The 15,765-nt window shown below is 67.4% G+C and carries 18 protein-coding genes, 1 tRNA gene and 1 pseudogene; 6 read left to right on the top strand and 14 right to left on the bottom strand.

The window, feature by feature from the left end; translation table 11 throughout:
* From B3D50_RS10590 to cpdR, 6 genes and pseudogenes are all read right to left on the bottom strand, one after another.
* Nucleotides 1–189, bottom strand: a pseudogene (locus tag B3D50_RS10590) (SOS response-associated peptidase); the annotation flags it as partial.
* A gap of 20 nt (nucleotides 190–209) precedes the next feature.
* Nucleotides 210–488: a hypothetical protein gene (locus tag B3D50_RS10595; RefSeq protein ID WP_286950479.1), complete on the bottom strand. Its 279-nt coding sequence runs from the start codon at nucleotides 486–488 to the stop codon at nucleotides 210–212.
* Nucleotides 485–715 carry a hypothetical protein gene (locus B3D50_RS10600; RefSeq protein ID WP_286951143.1) on the bottom strand — a complete coding sequence of 77 codons (231 nt, stop codon included), beginning with the start codon at nucleotides 713–715 and terminating at the stop codon, nucleotides 485–487. Before B3D50_RS10600 ends, B3D50_RS10595 begins: the two co-directional genes overlap by 4 nt.
* Nucleotides 712–873 carry a hypothetical protein gene (locus tag B3D50_RS10605; RefSeq protein WP_286950477.1) on the bottom strand — a complete coding sequence of 54 codons (162 nt, stop codon included), beginning with the start codon at nucleotides 871–873 and terminating at the stop codon, nucleotides 712–714. The genes B3D50_RS10600 and B3D50_RS10605 overlap by 4 nt, the downstream gene beginning before the upstream one ends.
* 226 nt (nucleotides 874–1,099) lie before the next feature.
* Nucleotides 1,100–1,174: transfer RNA gene (locus B3D50_RS10610), tRNA-Val, on the bottom strand.
* Between the two features lie 115 nt (nucleotides 1,175–1,289).
* Entirely contained in the window at nucleotides 1,290–1,646 is a 357-nt protein-coding gene (gene cpdR, locus B3D50_RS10615; protein ID WP_003166166.1) for a cell cycle two-component system response regulator CpdR, read from the bottom strand.
* A gap of 130 nt (nucleotides 1,647–1,776) precedes the next feature.
* Between cpdR and B3D50_RS10620 the strand changes: the two genes are divergently transcribed.
* Complete coding sequence (locus B3D50_RS10620) at nucleotides 1,777–2,598, top strand: N-formylglutamate amidohydrolase (RefSeq protein ID WP_286951145.1); 822 nt, start codon at nucleotides 1,777–1,779, stop codon at nucleotides 2,596–2,598.
* Nucleotides 2,599–2,839: 241 nt separating this feature from the next.
* On the opposite strand, the gene B3D50_RS10625 is transcribed toward B3D50_RS10620, so the two are convergent.
* Nucleotides 2,840–3,526, bottom strand: coding sequence for a DUF599 domain-containing protein (locus B3D50_RS10625; RefSeq protein WP_286951146.1), 687 nt, complete (start codon nucleotides 3,524–3,526; stop codon nucleotides 2,840–2,842).
* Nucleotides 3,527–3,651: 125 nt separating this feature from the next.
* Here B3D50_RS10625 and ppa point away from each other — a divergent pair, with 125 nt between their 5' ends.
* Complete coding sequence (gene ppa / locus B3D50_RS10630; RefSeq protein WP_003166163.1) at nucleotides 3,652–4,209, top strand: inorganic diphosphatase; 558 nt, start codon at nucleotides 3,652–3,654, stop codon at nucleotides 4,207–4,209.
* A gap of 271 nt (nucleotides 4,210–4,480) precedes the next feature.
* Here the strand turns inward: ppa and B3D50_RS10635 are convergent, their stop codons facing one another.
* Both B3D50_RS10635 and B3D50_RS10640 read right to left on the bottom strand, forming a co-directional pair.
* The gene (locus tag B3D50_RS10635; RefSeq protein ID WP_286951147.1) at nucleotides 4,481–5,152 is read right to left on the bottom strand and encodes a bifunctional 4-hydroxy-2-oxoglutarate aldolase/2-dehydro-3-deoxy-phosphogluconate aldolase; all 672 of its coding nucleotides are present in this window, start codon (nucleotides 5,150–5,152) and stop codon (nucleotides 4,481–4,483) included.
* 31 nt (nucleotides 5,153–5,183) lie between these two features.
* A complete protein-coding gene (locus B3D50_RS10640) occupies nucleotides 5,184–6,023 on the bottom strand; it encodes an alpha/beta hydrolase (RefSeq protein WP_286951148.1) in 840 nt (279 codons plus the stop codon).
* Between the two features lie 50 nt (nucleotides 6,024–6,073).
* On the opposite strand from B3D50_RS10640, the gene B3D50_RS10645 reads away from it, so the two are divergent.
* The 4 genes from B3D50_RS10645 (at nucleotide 6,074) to hmgA (ending at nucleotide 10,086) form a co-directional block, all read left to right on the top strand.
* Complete coding sequence (locus tag B3D50_RS10645; protein WP_040347054.1) at nucleotides 6,074–6,331, top strand: Lrp/AsnC ligand binding domain-containing protein; 258 nt, start codon at nucleotides 6,074–6,076, stop codon at nucleotides 6,329–6,331.
* Between the two features lie 64 nt (nucleotides 6,332–6,395).
* Nucleotides 6,396–7,580 carry an acyl-CoA dehydrogenase family protein gene (locus B3D50_RS10650; protein ID WP_286951149.1) on the top strand — a complete coding sequence of 395 codons (1,185 nt, stop codon included), beginning with the start codon at nucleotides 6,396–6,398 and terminating at the stop codon, nucleotides 7,578–7,580.
* Between the two features lie 4 nt (nucleotides 7,581–7,584).
* Complete coding sequence (locus tag B3D50_RS10655) at nucleotides 7,585–8,703, top strand: acyl-CoA dehydrogenase family protein (RefSeq protein WP_286951151.1); 1,119 nt, start codon at nucleotides 7,585–7,587, stop codon at nucleotides 8,701–8,703.
* A 90-nt stretch (nucleotides 8,704–8,793) separates the two neighbouring features.
* On the top strand, nucleotides 8,794–10,086 hold the full coding sequence (gene hmgA, locus B3D50_RS10660) for a homogentisate 1,2-dioxygenase (protein WP_286951153.1): 1,293 nt from the start codon (nucleotides 8,794–8,796) through the stop codon (nucleotides 10,084–10,086).
* 74 nt (nucleotides 10,087–10,160) lie between these two features.
* Here hmgA and B3D50_RS10665 read toward each other — a convergent pair whose 3' ends face one another.
* From B3D50_RS10665 to zwf, 5 genes are all read right to left on the bottom strand, one after another.
* On the bottom strand, nucleotides 10,161–10,463 hold the full coding sequence (locus tag B3D50_RS10665; RefSeq protein ID WP_040346192.1) for a hypothetical protein: 303 nt from the start codon (nucleotides 10,461–10,463) through the stop codon (nucleotides 10,161–10,163).
* Between the two features lie 74 nt (nucleotides 10,464–10,537).
* Nucleotides 10,538–11,506 (bottom strand): glucokinase, encoded by a 969-nt coding sequence (gene glk / locus B3D50_RS10670; RefSeq protein WP_286951154.1) that lies wholly within the window; start codon nucleotides 11,504–11,506, stop codon nucleotides 10,538–10,540.
* Between the two features lie 11 nt (nucleotides 11,507–11,517).
* On the bottom strand, nucleotides 11,518–13,407 hold the full coding sequence (gene edd / locus B3D50_RS10675) for a phosphogluconate dehydratase (protein WP_286951155.1): 1,890 nt from the start codon (nucleotides 13,405–13,407) through the stop codon (nucleotides 11,518–11,520).
* Entirely contained in the window at nucleotides 13,407–14,129 is a 723-nt protein-coding gene (gene pgl / locus B3D50_RS10680; protein ID WP_286951156.1) for a 6-phosphogluconolactonase, read from the bottom strand. The genes edd and pgl overlap by 1 nt, the downstream gene beginning before the upstream one ends.
* 178 nt (nucleotides 14,130–14,307) lie before the next feature.
* On the bottom strand, nucleotides 14,308–15,762 hold the full coding sequence (gene zwf, locus B3D50_RS10685) for a glucose-6-phosphate dehydrogenase (protein ID WP_286951157.1): 1,455 nt from the start codon (nucleotides 15,760–15,762) through the stop codon (nucleotides 14,308–14,310).
* Between the last annotated feature and the right edge of the window lie 3 nt (nucleotides 15,763–15,765).

The following is a 15,765-nucleotide window of genomic DNA, read 5'->3' on the forward strand; positions in this document are numbered from 1 at the left end:
CGCCCAGGGCGTCATGGTCAGCTGCGGGCCATCGGCGCCCTGGGTGACGACGGGCGCGGCGTCGCCGATGCGGTAGTCGGCCGGCGCCAAGTTGGGCAGACCGCTCGGAAAGACGAGCGTCCGGCCCGCGTCGCGGAACGGCGCCGCGATCTGGTTGGCTGGGACGTGCAGGCGATAGTTGTTGCACATGGGCGAAGCCTCTCACGCCCTCAGCCGGTTGTGGAGTCCGGCTCCTGAAGCTTGCTCCTGGACCGATCGACGGCGCGCGCCATGCCCTCGTAAGGGTAGCTCCAACTAAACGCAGCGCCGCTGAGGTCGGTCCAGGCGGCCTTCACCGTTGCCGACGCGGCCATCAGCGGAAAGCGCTGAGACGATACCGGGTTCAACTGGCCATGAAGTCGCTGGAGGCGTCGGTAGATGTCGTCCAGCTCCGCCAGGTCGTTCGCGTCCAGCACCTGCTTGCTCGACATGCCCTTGTATCGCGTCATGGATGATCTCCTGACGCGGCGCGAAGCGATAATCCCTGCGCTTTCATGTCCTCAAAGGCAGCCAGAACCTTCTCGGCAGCGCCTGGAGCGATCCGGTTCAGCGTGGCCGCGTGGCGGGCCAGCATACTGACTAACACCGGGTCGTGCTTGGCGGCCTCGCCCTGGCGCCAGACGGCGACCATCTGCGCCAGTTGAAGCTCGGTAGCGGTTGGCACGAAGTCGCTCATTGGGGGCGCCCCACAAGCCGCATTCCCGCGACCAGCCCGGCGATCAGTTCGACCGTGGGTGCGGGAATGTCTGCTCCGTCGCGCTGTTCAAGCTCGCGGTCCAGTTGCTCCAGATCGCGAGCGAAGGCCTCGTCTGGGCCAAGGGGTTTCGTTTCCATCTTCGTCCTCCTCAAGCACCGACCGAGGCGGACTCCTATGGCCGGAGATTGAAGATTGCGAGTCAATTGTTCTGGTTTTGTTCTAATTCCGGTTGCGGGCGGCTTAAGTCCCTCCATCGCTATGGAGGAGGCAATCTGGGGAGTATTCTGGGCAGCAGGCCAGAAACCAGCAGCGCCACGCCGGGAGGTGACTGGTCTATGGCCTTGATTTTAAAAGGGAAAAGAATGGTGGACGCGACAGGGATTGAACCTGTGACCCCTACGATGTCAACGTAGTGCTCTCCCGCTGAGCTACGCGTCCGCCTGTTCTGCGGCCCCTCGGCTGTTGAGCCGGTGGGCGGGAAGGCGGCGTCTATAACCCGCCATTTGCGGGGGCTGCAAGGGGCTTTGACGCCTTTCTTCGACTTTTCTTTCGCTTAGGCCGCGATCATGCGTTCGACCTCGTTCACCAGGTCGCGCAGGTGGACGGGTTTGGAAAGAACCTTGGCCTGGGGGGAGGCTTGGGCGGCGCTGAGGGCGACGGCGGCGAAGCCGGTGATGAACATGATGCGCAGGCCCGGCTGGCGGGCGGCGGCGACGCGAGCGACCTCGATGCCGTCGGCGCCCGGCATGACGATGTCGGTCAGCAGCAGATCGTAGGGGCCCTGGTCCAGAGCGTCTATGGCGTCGTCGCCGTTCTCGCAGGCCACGACCTCATGATCGGCCCGCTCCAGGGCGCGGGTCAGGAAGCCGCGAAGAGAATTGTCGTCTTCGGCCAGAAGAATGCGCGCCATGATCGTATCGAAACCGTTGGGGAATTGGCGACCAACCTAGGCCTAGCCGGGTAAACCGGCGATGAAGACGAACGGGCGCGCGGCGGCATCGGGGCGCGCCTTCCGCTGCGAAGCAGGCTATGGCGAAGGCATGGATGCGCCTCAGCCGCCCTTCTGGATTGTTCCGGCGGACGCCGGGCGGGCGACGCCTCTGGTGTTCGCCTCGCCGCACTCGGGCGATCTCTACCCCGAGGACATAGGGACGACGGCCTCGACGCGCGCGGTCCGCAGCGCCGAAGACGCGGCGGTGGATCAGTTGATCGACTGCGGGCCCGAGGAGGGGGCGAGCCTGATCGCGGCGCGCGTCGGTCGGGCCTATGTCGATCTGAACCGGGCGCCGGACGAGTGGGATCCGGCCCTGATCGTCGATGCGGTCGCGTCGCGCGTCAGCGCCAAGGCCCAGGCCGGCTATGGCGTGCTGGCGCGGCTGGCGGGGGATGGGACGCCGCTTTATGGGCGACGGCTGACGCGGGCCGAGGCGGAGGCGCGGGTGGCGCGGGTGCACGCCCCCTATCACGCGGCCCTGGCGGAGATGATGCAGGCGGCGCGGGCCGAGTTCGGGCGGGCGGTGTTGATTGACTGGCATTCCATGCCCGCACGGGCGACGAACGGGGCGGTGGACGTGGTGCTGGGCGACCGGCACGGGACCAGTTGCGAGGCGCTGCTGACGCGGCGTCTGCGGCGGCTGTTCGAGGCGCAGGGGCTGACGGTCGGGCTGAACCGGCCCTATGCGGGCGGCTATGCGACCCAAATCTGGGGGCGGCCGGACGAGGGTTTTCAGGCGGTTCAGGTGGAGCTGAGCCGGGGACTGTACTGGGATGAGGCGGCCTGGGCGCCGTCGCCGGGATGGAAGCGCTGCCGCTCGGCCCTGCGGCGGGTGATCGCCGAGCTTTGCGCCGACCAGCGCGCCTGAGCGGCGGTCGAGACGAAAAAAGAGCCGCGCCAAACGGCGCGGCTTTGGAAAGTCTATAGGGAGGAAACGCCCAGGAAGGGCAAGACGCTCGAAAGCGTCGAAAGCCAAGTTAGTTTGCAGCGCACAAAAACACAAGCCCCGATTCAATCATATACAATCACGGGGTGTTACGAAGTTCGACGCTCAATCCGATGATCCTGAAATGGGGGCGCGCTTCGTTGATTTCGCAGTTGCGAGATGGTCAGCCCCGCTCCAGCAGACGGCGAGCCTGTCGAATGGCGCTGGCGGCGGGCGAGGCCAGCTGGCGCCAGGCCAGGAGGGCGAACACCGACACCGCTCCCAACATCAGCCATAGCGGCCCGAACAGCCAGGCGGCGGCGGCCAGGGCGAAATAATAGCCGCGAACGCCCTGGTTGAAGTTGGTCAGGGCCGGGTTGAGCACCCGCGCCACAGCGCGGCCATAGGCGACGCGGTCGGCTTCCTCGTGGATTTCCGGCGCGGCGCCGATCAGGGCGACGGTGTAGTTCAACTGACGCAGCGACCAGATGAAGTCGAGGAAGCCGCGCGCCAGGCACAGCAGCACCAGGGCCAGCTTGGCCTCCATCAGGCGCGGCGTGACGGGCTCGGCGCCGACGGCGGCGAAACCGCGCAGGGCCGCTTCGCCCCCGAACAGCACCCCGGCCACGGCGGCGATCAACAGCAGATTAGTCGAGGCGAAGAAGGAGCCGGAGTTGATCGAATGGCCCATCAGCTGGCTGTCGATCAGCCGCATCTCGCGGTGGGTCATGGCGCGCATCCAGGCGTCGCGCACCGCCAGCATGTCCATGTTGAGCGAACCGCTGCGCCGCGCCACCAGGCGGATCAGCGGGCCGTAGCCCAGCCAGGCGACGACAAAGACGAACAGGGCGATCCAATCGAACAGACTCATGCCTGATTGACGCCACGTCAGCCGCTGCAAGGCAAGCGTGATCGCCGCGACGCTTGCCGTAAAGCCGCGCAAAGCTTATCACGCGCGTCAATTCTCCCCGTTCGCACCTGCAACAAGAGCGTATCATGAACATCGACGCCATCCCGGTCGGCCCCAACGCGCCGTGGGACATCAACGTCATCATCGAGATCCCGCAGGGCGGCCTGCCGGTGAAGTACGAAATGGACAAGGAATCGGGCGCCCTGTTCGTCGACCGCTTCCTGCACACAGCCATGTACTATCCGGGCAACTACGGCTTCGTGCCGCACACCCTGTCGGACGACGGCGATCCCTGCGACGTGATCGTGCTGAACCCGACGCCGGTGGTGCCGGGCTGCGTCATCCGTTCGCGTCCGATCGGCGTGCTGAAGATGGTCGATGAAGCCGGCGGCGACGAAAAGATCCTGGCCGTGCCGGTCGACAAGCTGAACCCCTACTATACCGAGGTCTCCAGCTACCGTCAGCTGCCCGCCATCCTGATCGAGCAGATCGAGCACTTCTTCACCCGCTACAAGGATCTGGAGAAGGGCAAATCGGTCACGGTCAAGGGCTGGGGCGACGCTGGCGAGGCCGCCGAGCTGATCGCCGCCGGCATGGCCGCCCATCAGGCCAAGCTGGCCGCCAAGGGCGACGTCGCCGCCTGATTGGCGCTTGCGTCTGAATATGTAGAGGCCCGCTGGAAACGGCGGGGCCTTTTTCTTGGGCGCGGTGGTTCTGCTTGAGCGCGGCGCTTCTCCCTCCCCTTCTTGGCGAGGGTGGTCGGAGCGAAGCGGAGACCGGGTGGGGAGGGCGAGGCGATCCTGACCTTGGCCTGAATGACCGGCCGTCCCCACCGACTTGGCTGCTCCGCGCCGCCCTTCGGGTCGGCCTGACGGCCTCAGCCGCCCTCCTCATGAAGGGGAGGGAGAGCCGTTTCTACTTCGCCCGGAACGCCGCAATCGCCTCGACGGTCTGGCGCACCTTGCTCTCGATGCCCGCCCAGTCCTTCGCCTGAATGGCGGTCTCGGTAATCAGCTTGGACCCCATTCCGGTCGCCACGATGCCGGCGCCGAACCATTTGGCGATGGAGGCTTCGTCCGGGTCGACGCCCCCGGTCGGCATGATCTTGCTCCAGGGCATGGGGCCCAGCACAGCCTTGACGAAGTCCGGCCCGCCGACGGAGGCGCCGGGGAACAGTTTGACGATCTCACAGCCCAGCTCCTGCGCCTCGGAGATGTCGCGCACCGAGCCGCAGCCGGGCGAATAGGCTGTCTGGCGGCGGTTGCAGACCTGCGCCACCTCGGGAACCAGACAGGGGCTGATGACGAAACGCGCGCCTGACGCCAGGTAGAGGGCCGCCGTCGGCGCATCCAGGATCGAGCCCACGCCCATGATGATGTCGGGGTCGGTCCGCGCGAATTCCTTCGATAGGGCGGTGAACGTCTCCCAGGCGAAGTCGCCGCGATTGGTGAACTCCACGGCCCGCGCGCCGCCGCGGGCGCAGGCGCGGATCACCTCGGCGCAGACCTCGACGTCGGGGTGATAGAAGACCGGCACCACCCCTTGCGTCTCGATGGCGGTCAGCACGGCGAGGCGGTCGTGACGCATGAAAACTCCTTACGGCCTGATGGATCGAAGCCTATTCGGCGGTCGCCAGTTCCACCAGCCGCTTCACCATGGCGCTGTCCGCATCGGCCAGAGGGTCCAGAACGGTGAAGTGATCGGCCCCCTCGACGATCTCGACATGGGTGTCGGCGCCCTTGCCGCCCCAGGCGGCTGCCATCTCGCGGCTTTGGCGGACGAACTCATTGCTTTCGTTGCCGCCCACCCAGCAGTCCAGGGCGGTGCCGCCGGGCGTCGCGCCGTTCGGCGCGGGCCAGTGGATCGGCGACAGGGCGCGCGCGACCGGCGTATCCAGCTTCAGCGCCTCGTTCAGCGAGGTGTGGACCAGCGGCTCCAGGTCGAACACGCCCGAGATCGCCAGCGCCGCACGCGCCCGGCCCTCGGACAGCATGCCCGCCGCCATATGGCCGCCGACCGAATGGCCAAACACCAGCGGCCGTTTGCCGGTGCGGGCGCGGACGAACTCCGTCGCCTCGCGCATCTGGCCGATGATCTTGCCGACCGTGACGGCGGGCGCCAGGTCGTAGCCGGGGACGACGATGCTGATCCCATGCTCCAGCAGGGCGGGCGCCACCCAGGCGAACCAGCCGCGGTCCAGCGCCTGCCAGTAGCCGCCATGCATGAAGACGGCGACGGGCGCGCCCGCGCCCGCGTCGAACCATTCCATCTTCTGCCGTTCGGACGGGCCGTATTCGATCGTCTCGGGCCGCCGGGCGTCGATCACCCGCAGCGAGTCCTTGCGCCAGCGATCCAGAATGGCGGGGTGGCCCGGCACGCGGGCGCGGTTGTTATAGGCCGCCTCATAGGCCGCGGCCCGTTCCATCTGCGTCGCCTCGGGCGACAAAGCCTTACCCATGTCGTCTCCATCCGCTAGAGACCTCCGCTTGAACGGGAGGCTTGAAGGCCATGATGACCGCCATTTTCGTCTTCATCAAATGCGAGTTGGGCTACGCCAACGATGTTGCGGCCGATCTGGTCGATAATGTCGAGAATGTGAGCGAGGTCTATTCGACGTCGGGCCAGCATGACCTGCTGGCCAAGTTCCAGCTGCCCAAGGACGCTGACATCGGCACCTTCGTGACCAAGCAGGTGCAGACGCGCCCGCACATCCGCGACACCTTCACCGTCATCACCTTCTCGCCCTTCCTGCCCTCGAAGAAGTAGGGTTCCGTTTTCAAAAAGGACCGGCTAGCGTCCTTCCCGAGCAAGAACGCGAGGGAGGGCGGCCATGGCCGATCTGGAGACGTTCCGCGCGCAGACGCGCGCCTGGCTGGAGGCGAACTGCCCGCCGGAGTGTCGCGGCGCGCCGCCGCTTGAGGCGGACATGGTCTGGGGCGGGCGCAACGCCGTCTATCCGACGCCCGCACACAAGGTCTGGCTGGAGCGCATGGCCGAACGCGGCTGGACCGCGCCGGAATGGCCGCGCGAATACGGCGGCGGCGGGCTGAACCGCGAAGAGGCCAAGGTGCTGGCCGCAGAGCTGCGCCGCATCAAGGCCCATCCGGCGCTCTACAGCTTCGGCGTCTGGATGCTGGGGCCGGCCCTTCTGGCCTTCGGCACGGAAGAACAGAAGCAGCGCTTCCTGCCGCCCATCGTGCGCGGCGAAATCCGCTGGTGTCAGGGCTATTCCGAACCGGGCGCCGGGTCCGACCTCGCCTCCATCCAGACCCGCGCGGTCGATCAGGGCGACCACTGGATCGTCAACGGCCAGAAGATCTGGACCTCTTACGCCGACAAGGCCGACTGGATCTTCTGCCTGGTCCGCACCGACCCCGAGGCGCCCAAGCATCTGGGCATCAGCTTCGTCCTGTTCGACATGGCGACGCCGGGCGTGACCACGCGGCTCATCACGCTCATCAGCGGCAAGTCGCCCTTCTGCGAGACCTTCTTCGACGATGTGCGGGTCGAAAAGGAGAATCTGATCGGCGCGCTGAACCGGGGCTGGGACGTGGCCAAGGCCCTGCTGGCGCATGAGCGGACCATGATCGGCGCCATGGGGGATACCGGGGTCGGCCGCCCGCTGGGGCAGGTCGCGGCCGATAATCTGGGGCTGGACGAGGCCGGGCGGCTGGATGAGCCGCTGCTGCGCGCCCGCATCGCCGAATATGACATCGACGCCGCCGCCTTCCGTCTGGCGATGGAGCGGGCGGGCGATCAGATGAAGGCGAAACAGGCCCACCCGGCGATCGCCTCCATGCTGAAATACTACGGCTCGGAACTGAACAAGCGTCGCCACGAACTGGCCATGGCCGCGGGCGGATCAGACGCGCTGGAATGGGAGGGCGAGCGCTCGAATGACGGTCAGGCCGCCCGCGACTGGCTGCGGACCAAGGCCAACTCGATCGAGGGCGGCACCAGCGAAGTCCAGCTGAACATCATCGCCAAACACCTGCTGCAACTGCCGGGAGCCTGAGCCCATGCCCCTGATTCTGACCGAAGAGCAGACCCTGCTTCAGGACGCCGCCGACGGCTTCCTGAACGAAAACGCGCCCATCGCCCACCTGCGCCGGCTGCGCGACAGCCGCGATGCGGACGGCGTCTCGCGCGACCTTTGGAGCGCGTTCGGCGAGATGGGCTTTTCCGGCGTCGTCATTCCCGAGGAGGACGGCGGCTCGGGCCTCAGCGCCGTCGAGGCGGGCGTCATCGCCGAAAGTCTGGGCCGCACCCTGACGCCGTCGCCCTTCATGGGCTCGTCCGTACTGGCGGCGACGGTGCTGAAGGCGGCGGGGTCTGATGCGCAGAAGGCTTGGCTGGGCCGGATCGCAGCGGGCGAGGCTATTCTCAGCCTCGCCGTTGACGAAGGGCCCAAACACGCCCCCGCGAAAATCGCCGCGCGCGCCGAACGCTCGGGCAACGGCCTCAAACTGAACGGCGCCAAGGGCTTCGTGTTGGACGGCCACGTCGCCGACGCCCTGATCGTGGCGGCGCAAACCGACGACGGCCTGACCCTGTTCCTGATCGATCCGGCGACGCCGGGCGTGACGGTCGAGCGCACCGTCATGGTCGACGCCCACAACGCCGCCCGCGTGACCCTGACCGACGTTCAGATCGACGCCGACGCCGTCATCGGCGCTGTAGGCGAGGGGCAAGGGCCGCTGGACGCCGCCCTGACGCTGGGCCGCGCCTGCGCCGCTTCGTCCCTGGTCGGGGCGGGGGATCAGGCGTTCAGGACGACGCTGCATTACCTAAAAACCCGCAAGCAGTTCGGCAAACTGATCGGCGAGTTTCAGGCCCTGCAGCACCGCGCCGCCCATCTGTTCACCGAGCTGGAGCTGGCCAAGGCGGCCACGCTGGCCGCGCTTCAGGCCATCGACGCGGGCCGCCCCGACGCCGAACAGGCCGCCGGAATCGCCAAAGCCAAGGCCGGCCGCGTCGCCGAACTGGCGGTGCAGGAGGCGGTCCAGATGCACGGCGGCGTCGGCATGACGGACGAGTTCGACGTCGGCCTGTTCATGAAGCGCGTCCGCGTCCTGAACGAACTGCTTGGCGACGCCCATTTCCACGCTGAACGCCTGGCCCGCGCGCAAGGATTCTGACGCTTCCCGTTTGATCCAGGGCAAAGCCGTGCGGCTCAGGATGACGGGGCGGGATTCTCTCGTTACATCTCGCGGTAAGGGAGAAATCACATGACGCGATCCAACGCGCCCGCCTATCAGACAGGCTTCGCCAACCACTTCGCCACCGAGGCGGTGGACGGCGCCCTGCCGGTCGGCCGCAACTCGCCGCAGCGCCCGGCGCTGGGCCTTTATGCAGAACAGCTGTCGGGCGCGGCCTTCACCGCTCCGCGCGACCACAACCTGCGCAGCTGGCTGTATCGTCTGCGGCCCTCGGCCCAGCACGGGCCGTATCAGCCGTTCGCGCAAGGCCGCGTGCGCTCCGGCCCCTTCACCGAGACGCCGCCCAATCCCAACCGGATACGCTGGGATCCGCTGACCATGCCGGACCAGCCGACCGACTGGGTCGAGGGGCTGACCACCTATGGCGGCAACGGCGACGCCGATTCCGGAACGGGCGTGGGCGTCCACCTCTATGTCGCCAACCGTTCGATGGTCGATCGCGTCTTCTATTCGGCCGACGGCGAGCTGCTGATCGTGCCGCAGCAGGGGGCGCAGCGCTTCGTCACCGAGATGGGCGTGATCGAGGCGGCGCCGGGCCACGTGGTCGTCATCCCGCGCGGCGTGCGCTTCCGTGTCGAGATCGATGGTGAGGTGCGCGGCTATGTCTGCGAGAACTACGGCGCGCCCTTCCGCCTGCCGGACCTGGGGCCCATCGGATCGAACGGCCTGGCCAATCCGCGCGATTTCGAGACGCCGGTCGCCGCTTTCGAGGACGTGGATCGCTCGACCGAGTGCGTTCAGAAATACGGCGGCCGGCTGTGGGCCACGACCTTCGACCACAGTCCGCTGGACGTGGTCGCCTGGCACGGCAACTACGCCCCCTATCGCTATGACACGGCGCGGTTCAACACCATCGGCACGGTCAGCTTCGACCACCCGGACCCGTCGATCTTCACCGTCCTGACCTCGCCCAGCGACACGCCGGGCACGGCCAACTGCGACTTCGTCATCTTCCCGCCGCGCTGGATGGTGGCCGAGGACACCTTCCGCCCGCCGTGGTTCCATCGCAACGTCATGAGCGAGTTCATGGGTCTGATCTTCGGCGAATACGACGCCAAGGCGGGCGGCTTCGCCCCCGGCGGCGCGAGCCTGCACAACCGCATGAGCGGCCACGGCCCGGATCAAGCCAGCTGGGACGGCGCGACCAAGGCCGACCTGAAACCGCACAAGATCGAGAACACCCTGGCCTTCATGTTCGAGACGCGGATGCCGATCCGCACCACGGCCTGGGCGGAACAGACGCCGTTGATGCAGTTGGACTACGACGACTGCTGGACCGGCTTTGAAAAGGGCAAGGTCTGAAGCCTTCCTCTAGTTCGACATAAAAAGGGCCCCGCCGCGATCGCGACGGGGCCCTTCTTCTGCGTGAGGTCTGCTTAGGACTTCGGCGGCGTGTTCGAGGTGGTCATGCCGCCGTCGACGTTGCCGGCCTCGGCCTTGATGGCGTCGGCCTTCTCATCGGCCTTCTTCTCCACGGCGTCCGCCTGCGCGTTCAGGGCGTCGGCCTGGGCGTCAGTCGGGGCGGCGTCGGCCTGGTTCTCAAGCTGAGTCGCCGTCACATCAGCCTGAGCCTCGACGGCGTCGGCGCGGGCGTCGGCTTCCTTTTCGGCTGGGTTCTGGCAGGCGGCCAGACCGGTCAGGGCGGCGACGGAGACGGCGGCGAGAACAAGTTTGCGCATGTTGGTGCTCCAGATGATTGAGCCTTGGAAACGCCCAGATTCGCATTCGGTTCACGCACCCGTGATCACATTTTTCAGCCCGCCTCGGCGAAGGCCACGCGCGCGGCGCCCAGAAGGGCGGCGTGTTTATGCAGGATCACCTTGGTCGGTATGGCGGCCATATAGTCCTGGAACCGACCCTTGCGCTCGAACCGACGGCGGAAGGGGCTGGCCTGGATGAAGGGCAGGATGCGCGGCGCGATCCCGCCTGCGATATAGACCCCGCCGCGCGCGCCGGTGGTCAGGGCGATGTCCCCGGCGACCGCGCCCAGCATGGCGCAGAAACGGGCCAAGGTGGCGCCGCAGGGGCTGGTCGGATCCTCCAGCGCCTGGGCCGTGATCTGGGCGGGGTCGTCGATATGGGTCTCGCGGCCGTCGATTTCGGCCAGGGCGCGGTGCAGGTTCAGCAGGCCCGGCCCGCAGATCAGCCGTTCGATCGAGACGCGGTCGTAGCGGCGGCGCAGGATGCGCAGCACCTCGTCCTCGATTTCATCGCCAGGCGCGAAACAGGCGTGGCCGCCCTCGCTGGGCAGGGCCATCTCGCGGCCGTGGGCGTCGCGCGCCAGGGCGGAGACGCCGAAGCCCGTGCCCGGTCCGACCAGGGCGATGGCGGCGTGGGGATCGCCCTGAGCCGGACCGCCCAGAGACGCCAGTTCGTCTTCGGGCACGACCGGCGCGCCCCAGGCCAGGGCCTCAAAATCGTTGATCAACCGGATCGGTTTCAACCCCAGCGTCTGAAGTTCGTCCTCCGACACGCGCCAGGGCGAGTTGGTCAGATCGATGGCGCCGTCCGTCACCGGCCCCGCCACGGCGATGACGCCGCCCGTCGGCTTGAGCGGGCATCCGTCGAGATAGGCCTTCACGCCGTCCAGAAAGGTCGGGTGGATTTCGGCGGGGAAGCTCTCGACATGCTCCAGCACGGGGCGGCCTTCGACGTTGCGGGCCAGGGCGAAGCGGGCGTTGGTGCCGCCGACGTCGCCGACCAGAAACAGGGGATTGGTCATACAGGCCTCCTTCAGGCGTCCACGGCGCGGTCTACGACGTTGGGATCGGGCGGGCCGTCGTCATGGCCGTTCGCGCCGATAGGGGCCGTGAAACAGACGCTGGCCCCTTCCTCCGCCGTCGAAACAACCTGGCGAAAGGCGCCGAACAGTTCGCGGCCATACCCCCAGGAAGAGCCTTCGGCATGGGCGCGCGAGCGCGTCGCCGCCGGGCGCGCGGCCAGGTCGTCGATTCCCACGATGGTCAGCACCCCGGCCTCGGGGTCCAGACGAATGACGTCGCCGTCGCGGATGTGGGCCAGGGGACCGCCCGCCAGCGCTTCGGGGCTGACGTGGATGGCGGCGGGCGTCTTGCCGCTGGCGCCCGACATGCGGCCGTCGGTGACAAAGGCGACCTTGAAGCCCTTGTCCTGCAGCACGCTGAGCGCAGGCGACAGGCTGTGCAGTTCCGGCATCCCGTTGGCGCGCGGCCCCTGGAAGCGCAGCACCACCACGACGTCGCGGTTCAGCTCGCCGTCCTTGAAGGCCTGCAGCGCGTCTTCCTGGGTTTCGAACACGGCGGCGGGGGCCTCGACGATGCGGTTCTCAGGCTTCACGGCCGAGATCTTGATGACCGCCCGGCCCAGATCGCCCTGCACCAGCCGCAGGCCCCCCTCGCGGTCGAACGGGTCCGAGGCGGGGCGCAGGATGCTCAGGTCCAGACTCTCCTTCACCGTGTCGCGCCAGACCAGTGCGCCGTCCTCCAGCCGGGGCTCCCTGAAGTACGGCTCGAGCCCCTGGCCCATGATGGTGGTCACGTCGGCGTGCAGGTTGCCTGCCTGGACCAGTTCGCGGGTGACGAAGGCGACCCCGCCCGCCGCCTGGAAGGCGTTCACATCGGCCGAGCCGTTCGGATAGACCCGCGCCAGCAGAGGCGTGACCGAGGACAACTGGTCCATGTCGGTCCAGTCGATCCGCACCCCCGCCGCGCGCGCCATGGCGACCAGGTGGATGGCGTGGTTGGTCGAGCCCCCGGTGGCCAGCAGGGCGACGATCATGTTGACGATGGTCTTTTCCGACACGACGTCGGCCATGCGTCCGCGCCCCTCGCGCGCCAGTTCGATCGCCCGCTTGGCCGCCGCCGCCGTCAGGGCGTCGCGCAGGCCGGTGTCGGGATGGACGAAGGCGGTCGAGGGCAGGTGCAGCCCGGCGATCTCCATCATCATCTGGTTGGAGTTGGCCGTGCCGTAGAAGGTGCAGGTGCCGGGCGAATGATAGGAGGCGATCTCGCTCTTCAGCAGTTCGGCGCGGTCGATCAGACCTTGGGCGTATTCGGCGCGGATGCGGGCCTTTTCGGCGTTGGGAAGGCCGCTGGGCATCGGCCCCGCCGGGACGAAGACCACCGGCAGATGGCCGAACGCCAGCGCCCCCATGAACAGGCCCGGCACGATCTTGTCGCACACCCCCAGCATCAGGGCGGCGTCGAAGGCGTCGTGGGTCAGGGCCACCCCTGTGGACATGGCGATAACGTCGCGGCTGAACAGGCTCAGCTCCATGCCGGGGCGCCCCTGGGTGACGCCGTCGCACATGGCCGGAGTTCCGCCCGCTACCTGGGCCGTGGCGCCGATCTCGCGCGCGGCCTGACGGATAACCTCTGGAAAGCGCTCGAACGGCTGATGCGCCGACAGCATGTCGTTATAGGCGGTGACGACGCCGAGGTTGGGCTGGGCGCCGGTCATGGCGGTCAGCTTGTCCGCCACCGTCTGCCCGGCGAAGGCGTGGGCCCAGTTGGCGCAGGACAGCTTGGCCCGTCCGGACCCTGAGTCGGCCGCCGCATCCATGCGGCGCAGATAGTCGGCGCGGGTCTTGCGGCTGCGTTCGACGATGCGGGCGGTGACTTCGGCCACCACAGGATTGAGCGCCATCAGTCGGCCTCCGTCCAGAAGACTTCAAGGGGGGCGTTCGCCGCGATCAGGGCGGCGATGGGGCTGACGGCGGGATCGCCCGCCGCCTCACGCTCGAACACGGCGCGTTTCTTGGCGCCGGTCAGGGCCAGCACCACGCATCGAGCCCCAGCCAGCCACGGCAGGTTGAGCGTCAACCGCTCCTGCGGCGGCGCGGCGCCGTCGCGTCCGGCCGGCACGCCGTAGACGGCAGGCTTGAGGCTGGGCGTCAGCAGGGTGGTCAGCGTCGGGCTGCCGGGGAACATCGAGCAGATATGCCCGTCCTCGCCCATGCCCAGCAGGACGGCGTCTAGACGGCTGTTCTCCAGTTCGACCGTCAGTTCATGGGTCGCGAGCGCCGCAGCACGATCCACCGTCACGGCGGAGCGGAACAGGGGCAGGAACTCAGCTCCCTTGGCCTCATGTCTCAGCAGGGTGCGCTTGAGCAGGGCGGCGTTCGACTCTGGTGATGTCTCCGGCACATAACGCTCGTCTACGAGGGTGACGAAGGTGTGCTGCCAGGCGGGATAGGAGCGCAGTTTGGACAGGCGTTGATAGATCGGTTCGGGCGTAGAGCCTCCGGCGCCAGCGAATACCGCCCAGCCGTTCTGCGCGGGGTCGCGCAGGCCTTCTTCAAGCGCCGACGTCAGTCGGTGTGCGGCGGCGTCCGCCCATACGTCGATGGTAGGAAAGGTCTCGATCATGCCGACACGCTCCTTCTCCCCTCGGCGGAGAAGGTGGGCCGCAGCGCGGCTCGGATGAGGGGCTGGCCGGATACAGACGCGACGTCAACGGTCGAGCGGGCGGACACAGCCCCCTCATCCGTCCTGCTCCGCAGGCCATCTTCTCCCCTGAGGGGAGAAGGAAGAGTGTTTGCGTTTCTCATCGCGCGTTCCATTTCCGCCCCGTGCGCGACAGAAGCAGATCGGCCGCCTCCGGTCCCCAACCGCCCGCCGCATAGTCCAGCGGTTTGCACTCGCGACACGTCCAGGCGTCGGCGACTTCATCGACCCATTTCCAGGCCTGCTCGGCCTCGTCCCGACGCACGAACAGGGTGGAGTCGCCGTTGAGGGCGTCCAGCAGCAGCCGCTCATAAGCGATGCGGCGGCGCGGAGGGGCGCCGTCCTTGCCGTCTTGCCCCCACGACAGGCTCATTCGGATCGGCTGAAGCTGCATGCGCTGCTCCAGCCCCGGCTTCTTGTTCATCACCGACAGGGAGATGTCCTCGTCCGGCTGAAGTTCGATCACCAGGCGGTTGTCATAGATGTCGCCGCGCTCTCCGTGGCCGAAGATGGAGTGGGGCACCGGCTTGAACTGTATGACGATCTCGGTGCGCTTTTCGGCCAGCCGTTTGCCGGTGCGCATGAAGAATGGCACGCCCGCCCAGCGCCAGTTGTCGATGTCGGCGCGGATGGCGACGAAGGTTTCGGTGTCTGATTTCTGGCCGCGTTCGGCCTCATAGCTCTCGACCGGGCGACCCTCGACCTCCCCGGCCGTATATTGGCCGCGCACGGTGACGCGTTCGGCGTCCTCGGCGGTGACGGGGCGAAGCGAGCGCAGCACCTTCACCTTCTCATTGCGCACCGAGTCCGGGTCCAGATCGCTGGGCGGCTCCATCGCCACCAGACACAGCAGCTGCAGCATATGGTTCTGCACCATGTCCCGCAGGGCGCCGTATTCGTCATAATAGGGCCAGCGGTCGCCGACGCCGACCGTTTCTCCGACCGTGATCTGCACATGGTCGATGGTCAGATTGTTCCACAACGGCTCGAAGATGGCGTTGCCGAAGCGCAGGGCGATCAGGTTCTGGACCGTCTCCTTGCCGAGATAGTGGTCGATGCGGAACACCTGTCGCTCGTCAAAGGCGTGGGCCACGGCGTCGTCGATGGCGCGGAAGCTTTCCAGATCGCGTCCGACCGGCTTCTCCAGCACGATGCGGTCGTCGAGACCGGCCAGACCGGCCGTCTTCATCGCCGTGACGATACGGCCGTAGAGCGAAGGCGACACAGCCAGGAAAGAGGTGATCGGGCCATCGCTCGTCAGCGCCTTCACCGCGCGCAGGCTTTCGGCGTCGGTGGCGTCCACCGCCAGGTAATCGAGCCGCTGGGTCAGGCGCGCCCAACTCGTCTCGTCCCAAGCGCCATCGGCCTCGGCGCGGGGCTGCACCGCCTGGCGCACCTTGGCGATATACTCCTCGGCGGTTTCCTGCGACCGGGCGGCGCCGATGATCTTCAGCTCCGGCGGCAGAAGCCCGTCATGATCCAGAAAGTAGAGCGACGGCAAAAGCATCCGCATGGCCAGGTCGCCGCCGCCGCCGAACAGGATCAAAGCCGCCATCTT

Source organism: Brevundimonas sp. UBA7507, assembly GCF_002478355.1.
GTDB lineage: Bacteria > Pseudomonadota > Alphaproteobacteria > Caulobacterales > Caulobacteraceae > Brevundimonas > Brevundimonas diminuta_D.

What these genes read in the sequence shown, in the direction of transcription:
- B3D50_RS10595 (WP_286950479.1), bottom strand. Translation starts at nt 488, where the DNA reads ATGACGCGATACAAGGGCATGTCGAGCAAGCAGGTGCTGGACGCGAAC.
- B3D50_RS10600 (WP_286951143.1), bottom strand. Translation starts at nt 715, where the DNA reads ATGAGCGACTTCGTGCCAACCGCTACCGAGCTTCAACTGGCGCAGATG.
- B3D50_RS10605 (WP_286950477.1), bottom strand. Translation starts at nt 873, where the DNA reads ATGGAAACGAAACCCCTTGGCCCAGACGAGGCCTTCGCTCGCGATCTG.
- cpdR (WP_003166166.1), bottom strand. Translation starts at nt 1,646, where the DNA reads ATGGCGCGCATTCTTCTGGCCGAAGACGACAATTCTCTTCGCGGCTTC.
- B3D50_RS10620 (WP_286951145.1), top strand. Translation starts at nt 1,777, where the DNA reads ATGGATGCGCCTCAGCCGCCCTTCTGGATTGTTCCGGCGGACGCCGGG.
- B3D50_RS10625 (WP_286951146.1), bottom strand. Translation starts at nt 3,526, where the DNA reads ATGAGTCTGTTCGATTGGATCGCCCTGTTCGTCTTTGTCGTCGCCTGG.
- ppa (WP_003166163.1), top strand. Translation starts at nt 3,652, where the DNA reads ATGAACATCGACGCCATCCCGGTCGGCCCCAACGCGCCGTGGGACATC.
- B3D50_RS10635 (WP_286951147.1), bottom strand. Translation starts at nt 5,152, where the DNA reads ATGCGTCACGACCGCCTCGCCGTGCTGACCGCCATCGAGACGCAAGGG.
- B3D50_RS10640 (WP_286951148.1), bottom strand. Translation starts at nt 6,023, where the DNA reads ATGGGTAAGGCTTTGTCGCCCGAGGCGACGCAGATGGAACGGGCCGCG.
- B3D50_RS10645 (WP_040347054.1), top strand. Translation starts at nt 6,074, where the DNA reads ATGATGACCGCCATTTTCGTCTTCATCAAATGCGAGTTGGGCTACGCC.
- B3D50_RS10650 (WP_286951149.1), top strand. Translation starts at nt 6,396, where the DNA reads ATGGCCGATCTGGAGACGTTCCGCGCGCAGACGCGCGCCTGGCTGGAG.
- B3D50_RS10655 (WP_286951151.1), top strand. Translation starts at nt 7,585, where the DNA reads ATGCCCCTGATTCTGACCGAAGAGCAGACCCTGCTTCAGGACGCCGCC.
- hmgA (WP_286951153.1), top strand. Translation starts at nt 8,794, where the DNA reads ATGACGCGATCCAACGCGCCCGCCTATCAGACAGGCTTCGCCAACCAC.
- B3D50_RS10665 (WP_040346192.1), bottom strand. Translation starts at nt 10,463, where the DNA reads ATGCGCAAACTTGTTCTCGCCGCCGTCTCCGTCGCCGCCCTGACCGGT.
- glk (WP_286951154.1), bottom strand. Translation starts at nt 11,506, where the DNA reads ATGACCAATCCCCTGTTTCTGGTCGGCGACGTCGGCGGCACCAACGCC.
- edd (WP_286951155.1), bottom strand. Translation starts at nt 13,407, where the DNA reads ATGGCGCTCAATCCTGTGGTGGCCGAAGTCACCGCCCGCATCGTCGAA.
- pgl (WP_286951156.1), bottom strand. Translation starts at nt 14,129, where the DNA reads ATGATCGAGACCTTTCCTACCATCGACGTATGGGCGGACGCCGCCGCA.
- zwf (WP_286951157.1), bottom strand. Translation starts at nt 15,762, where the DNA reads ATGGCGGCTTTGATCCTGTTCGGCGGCGGCGGCGACCTGGCCATGCGG.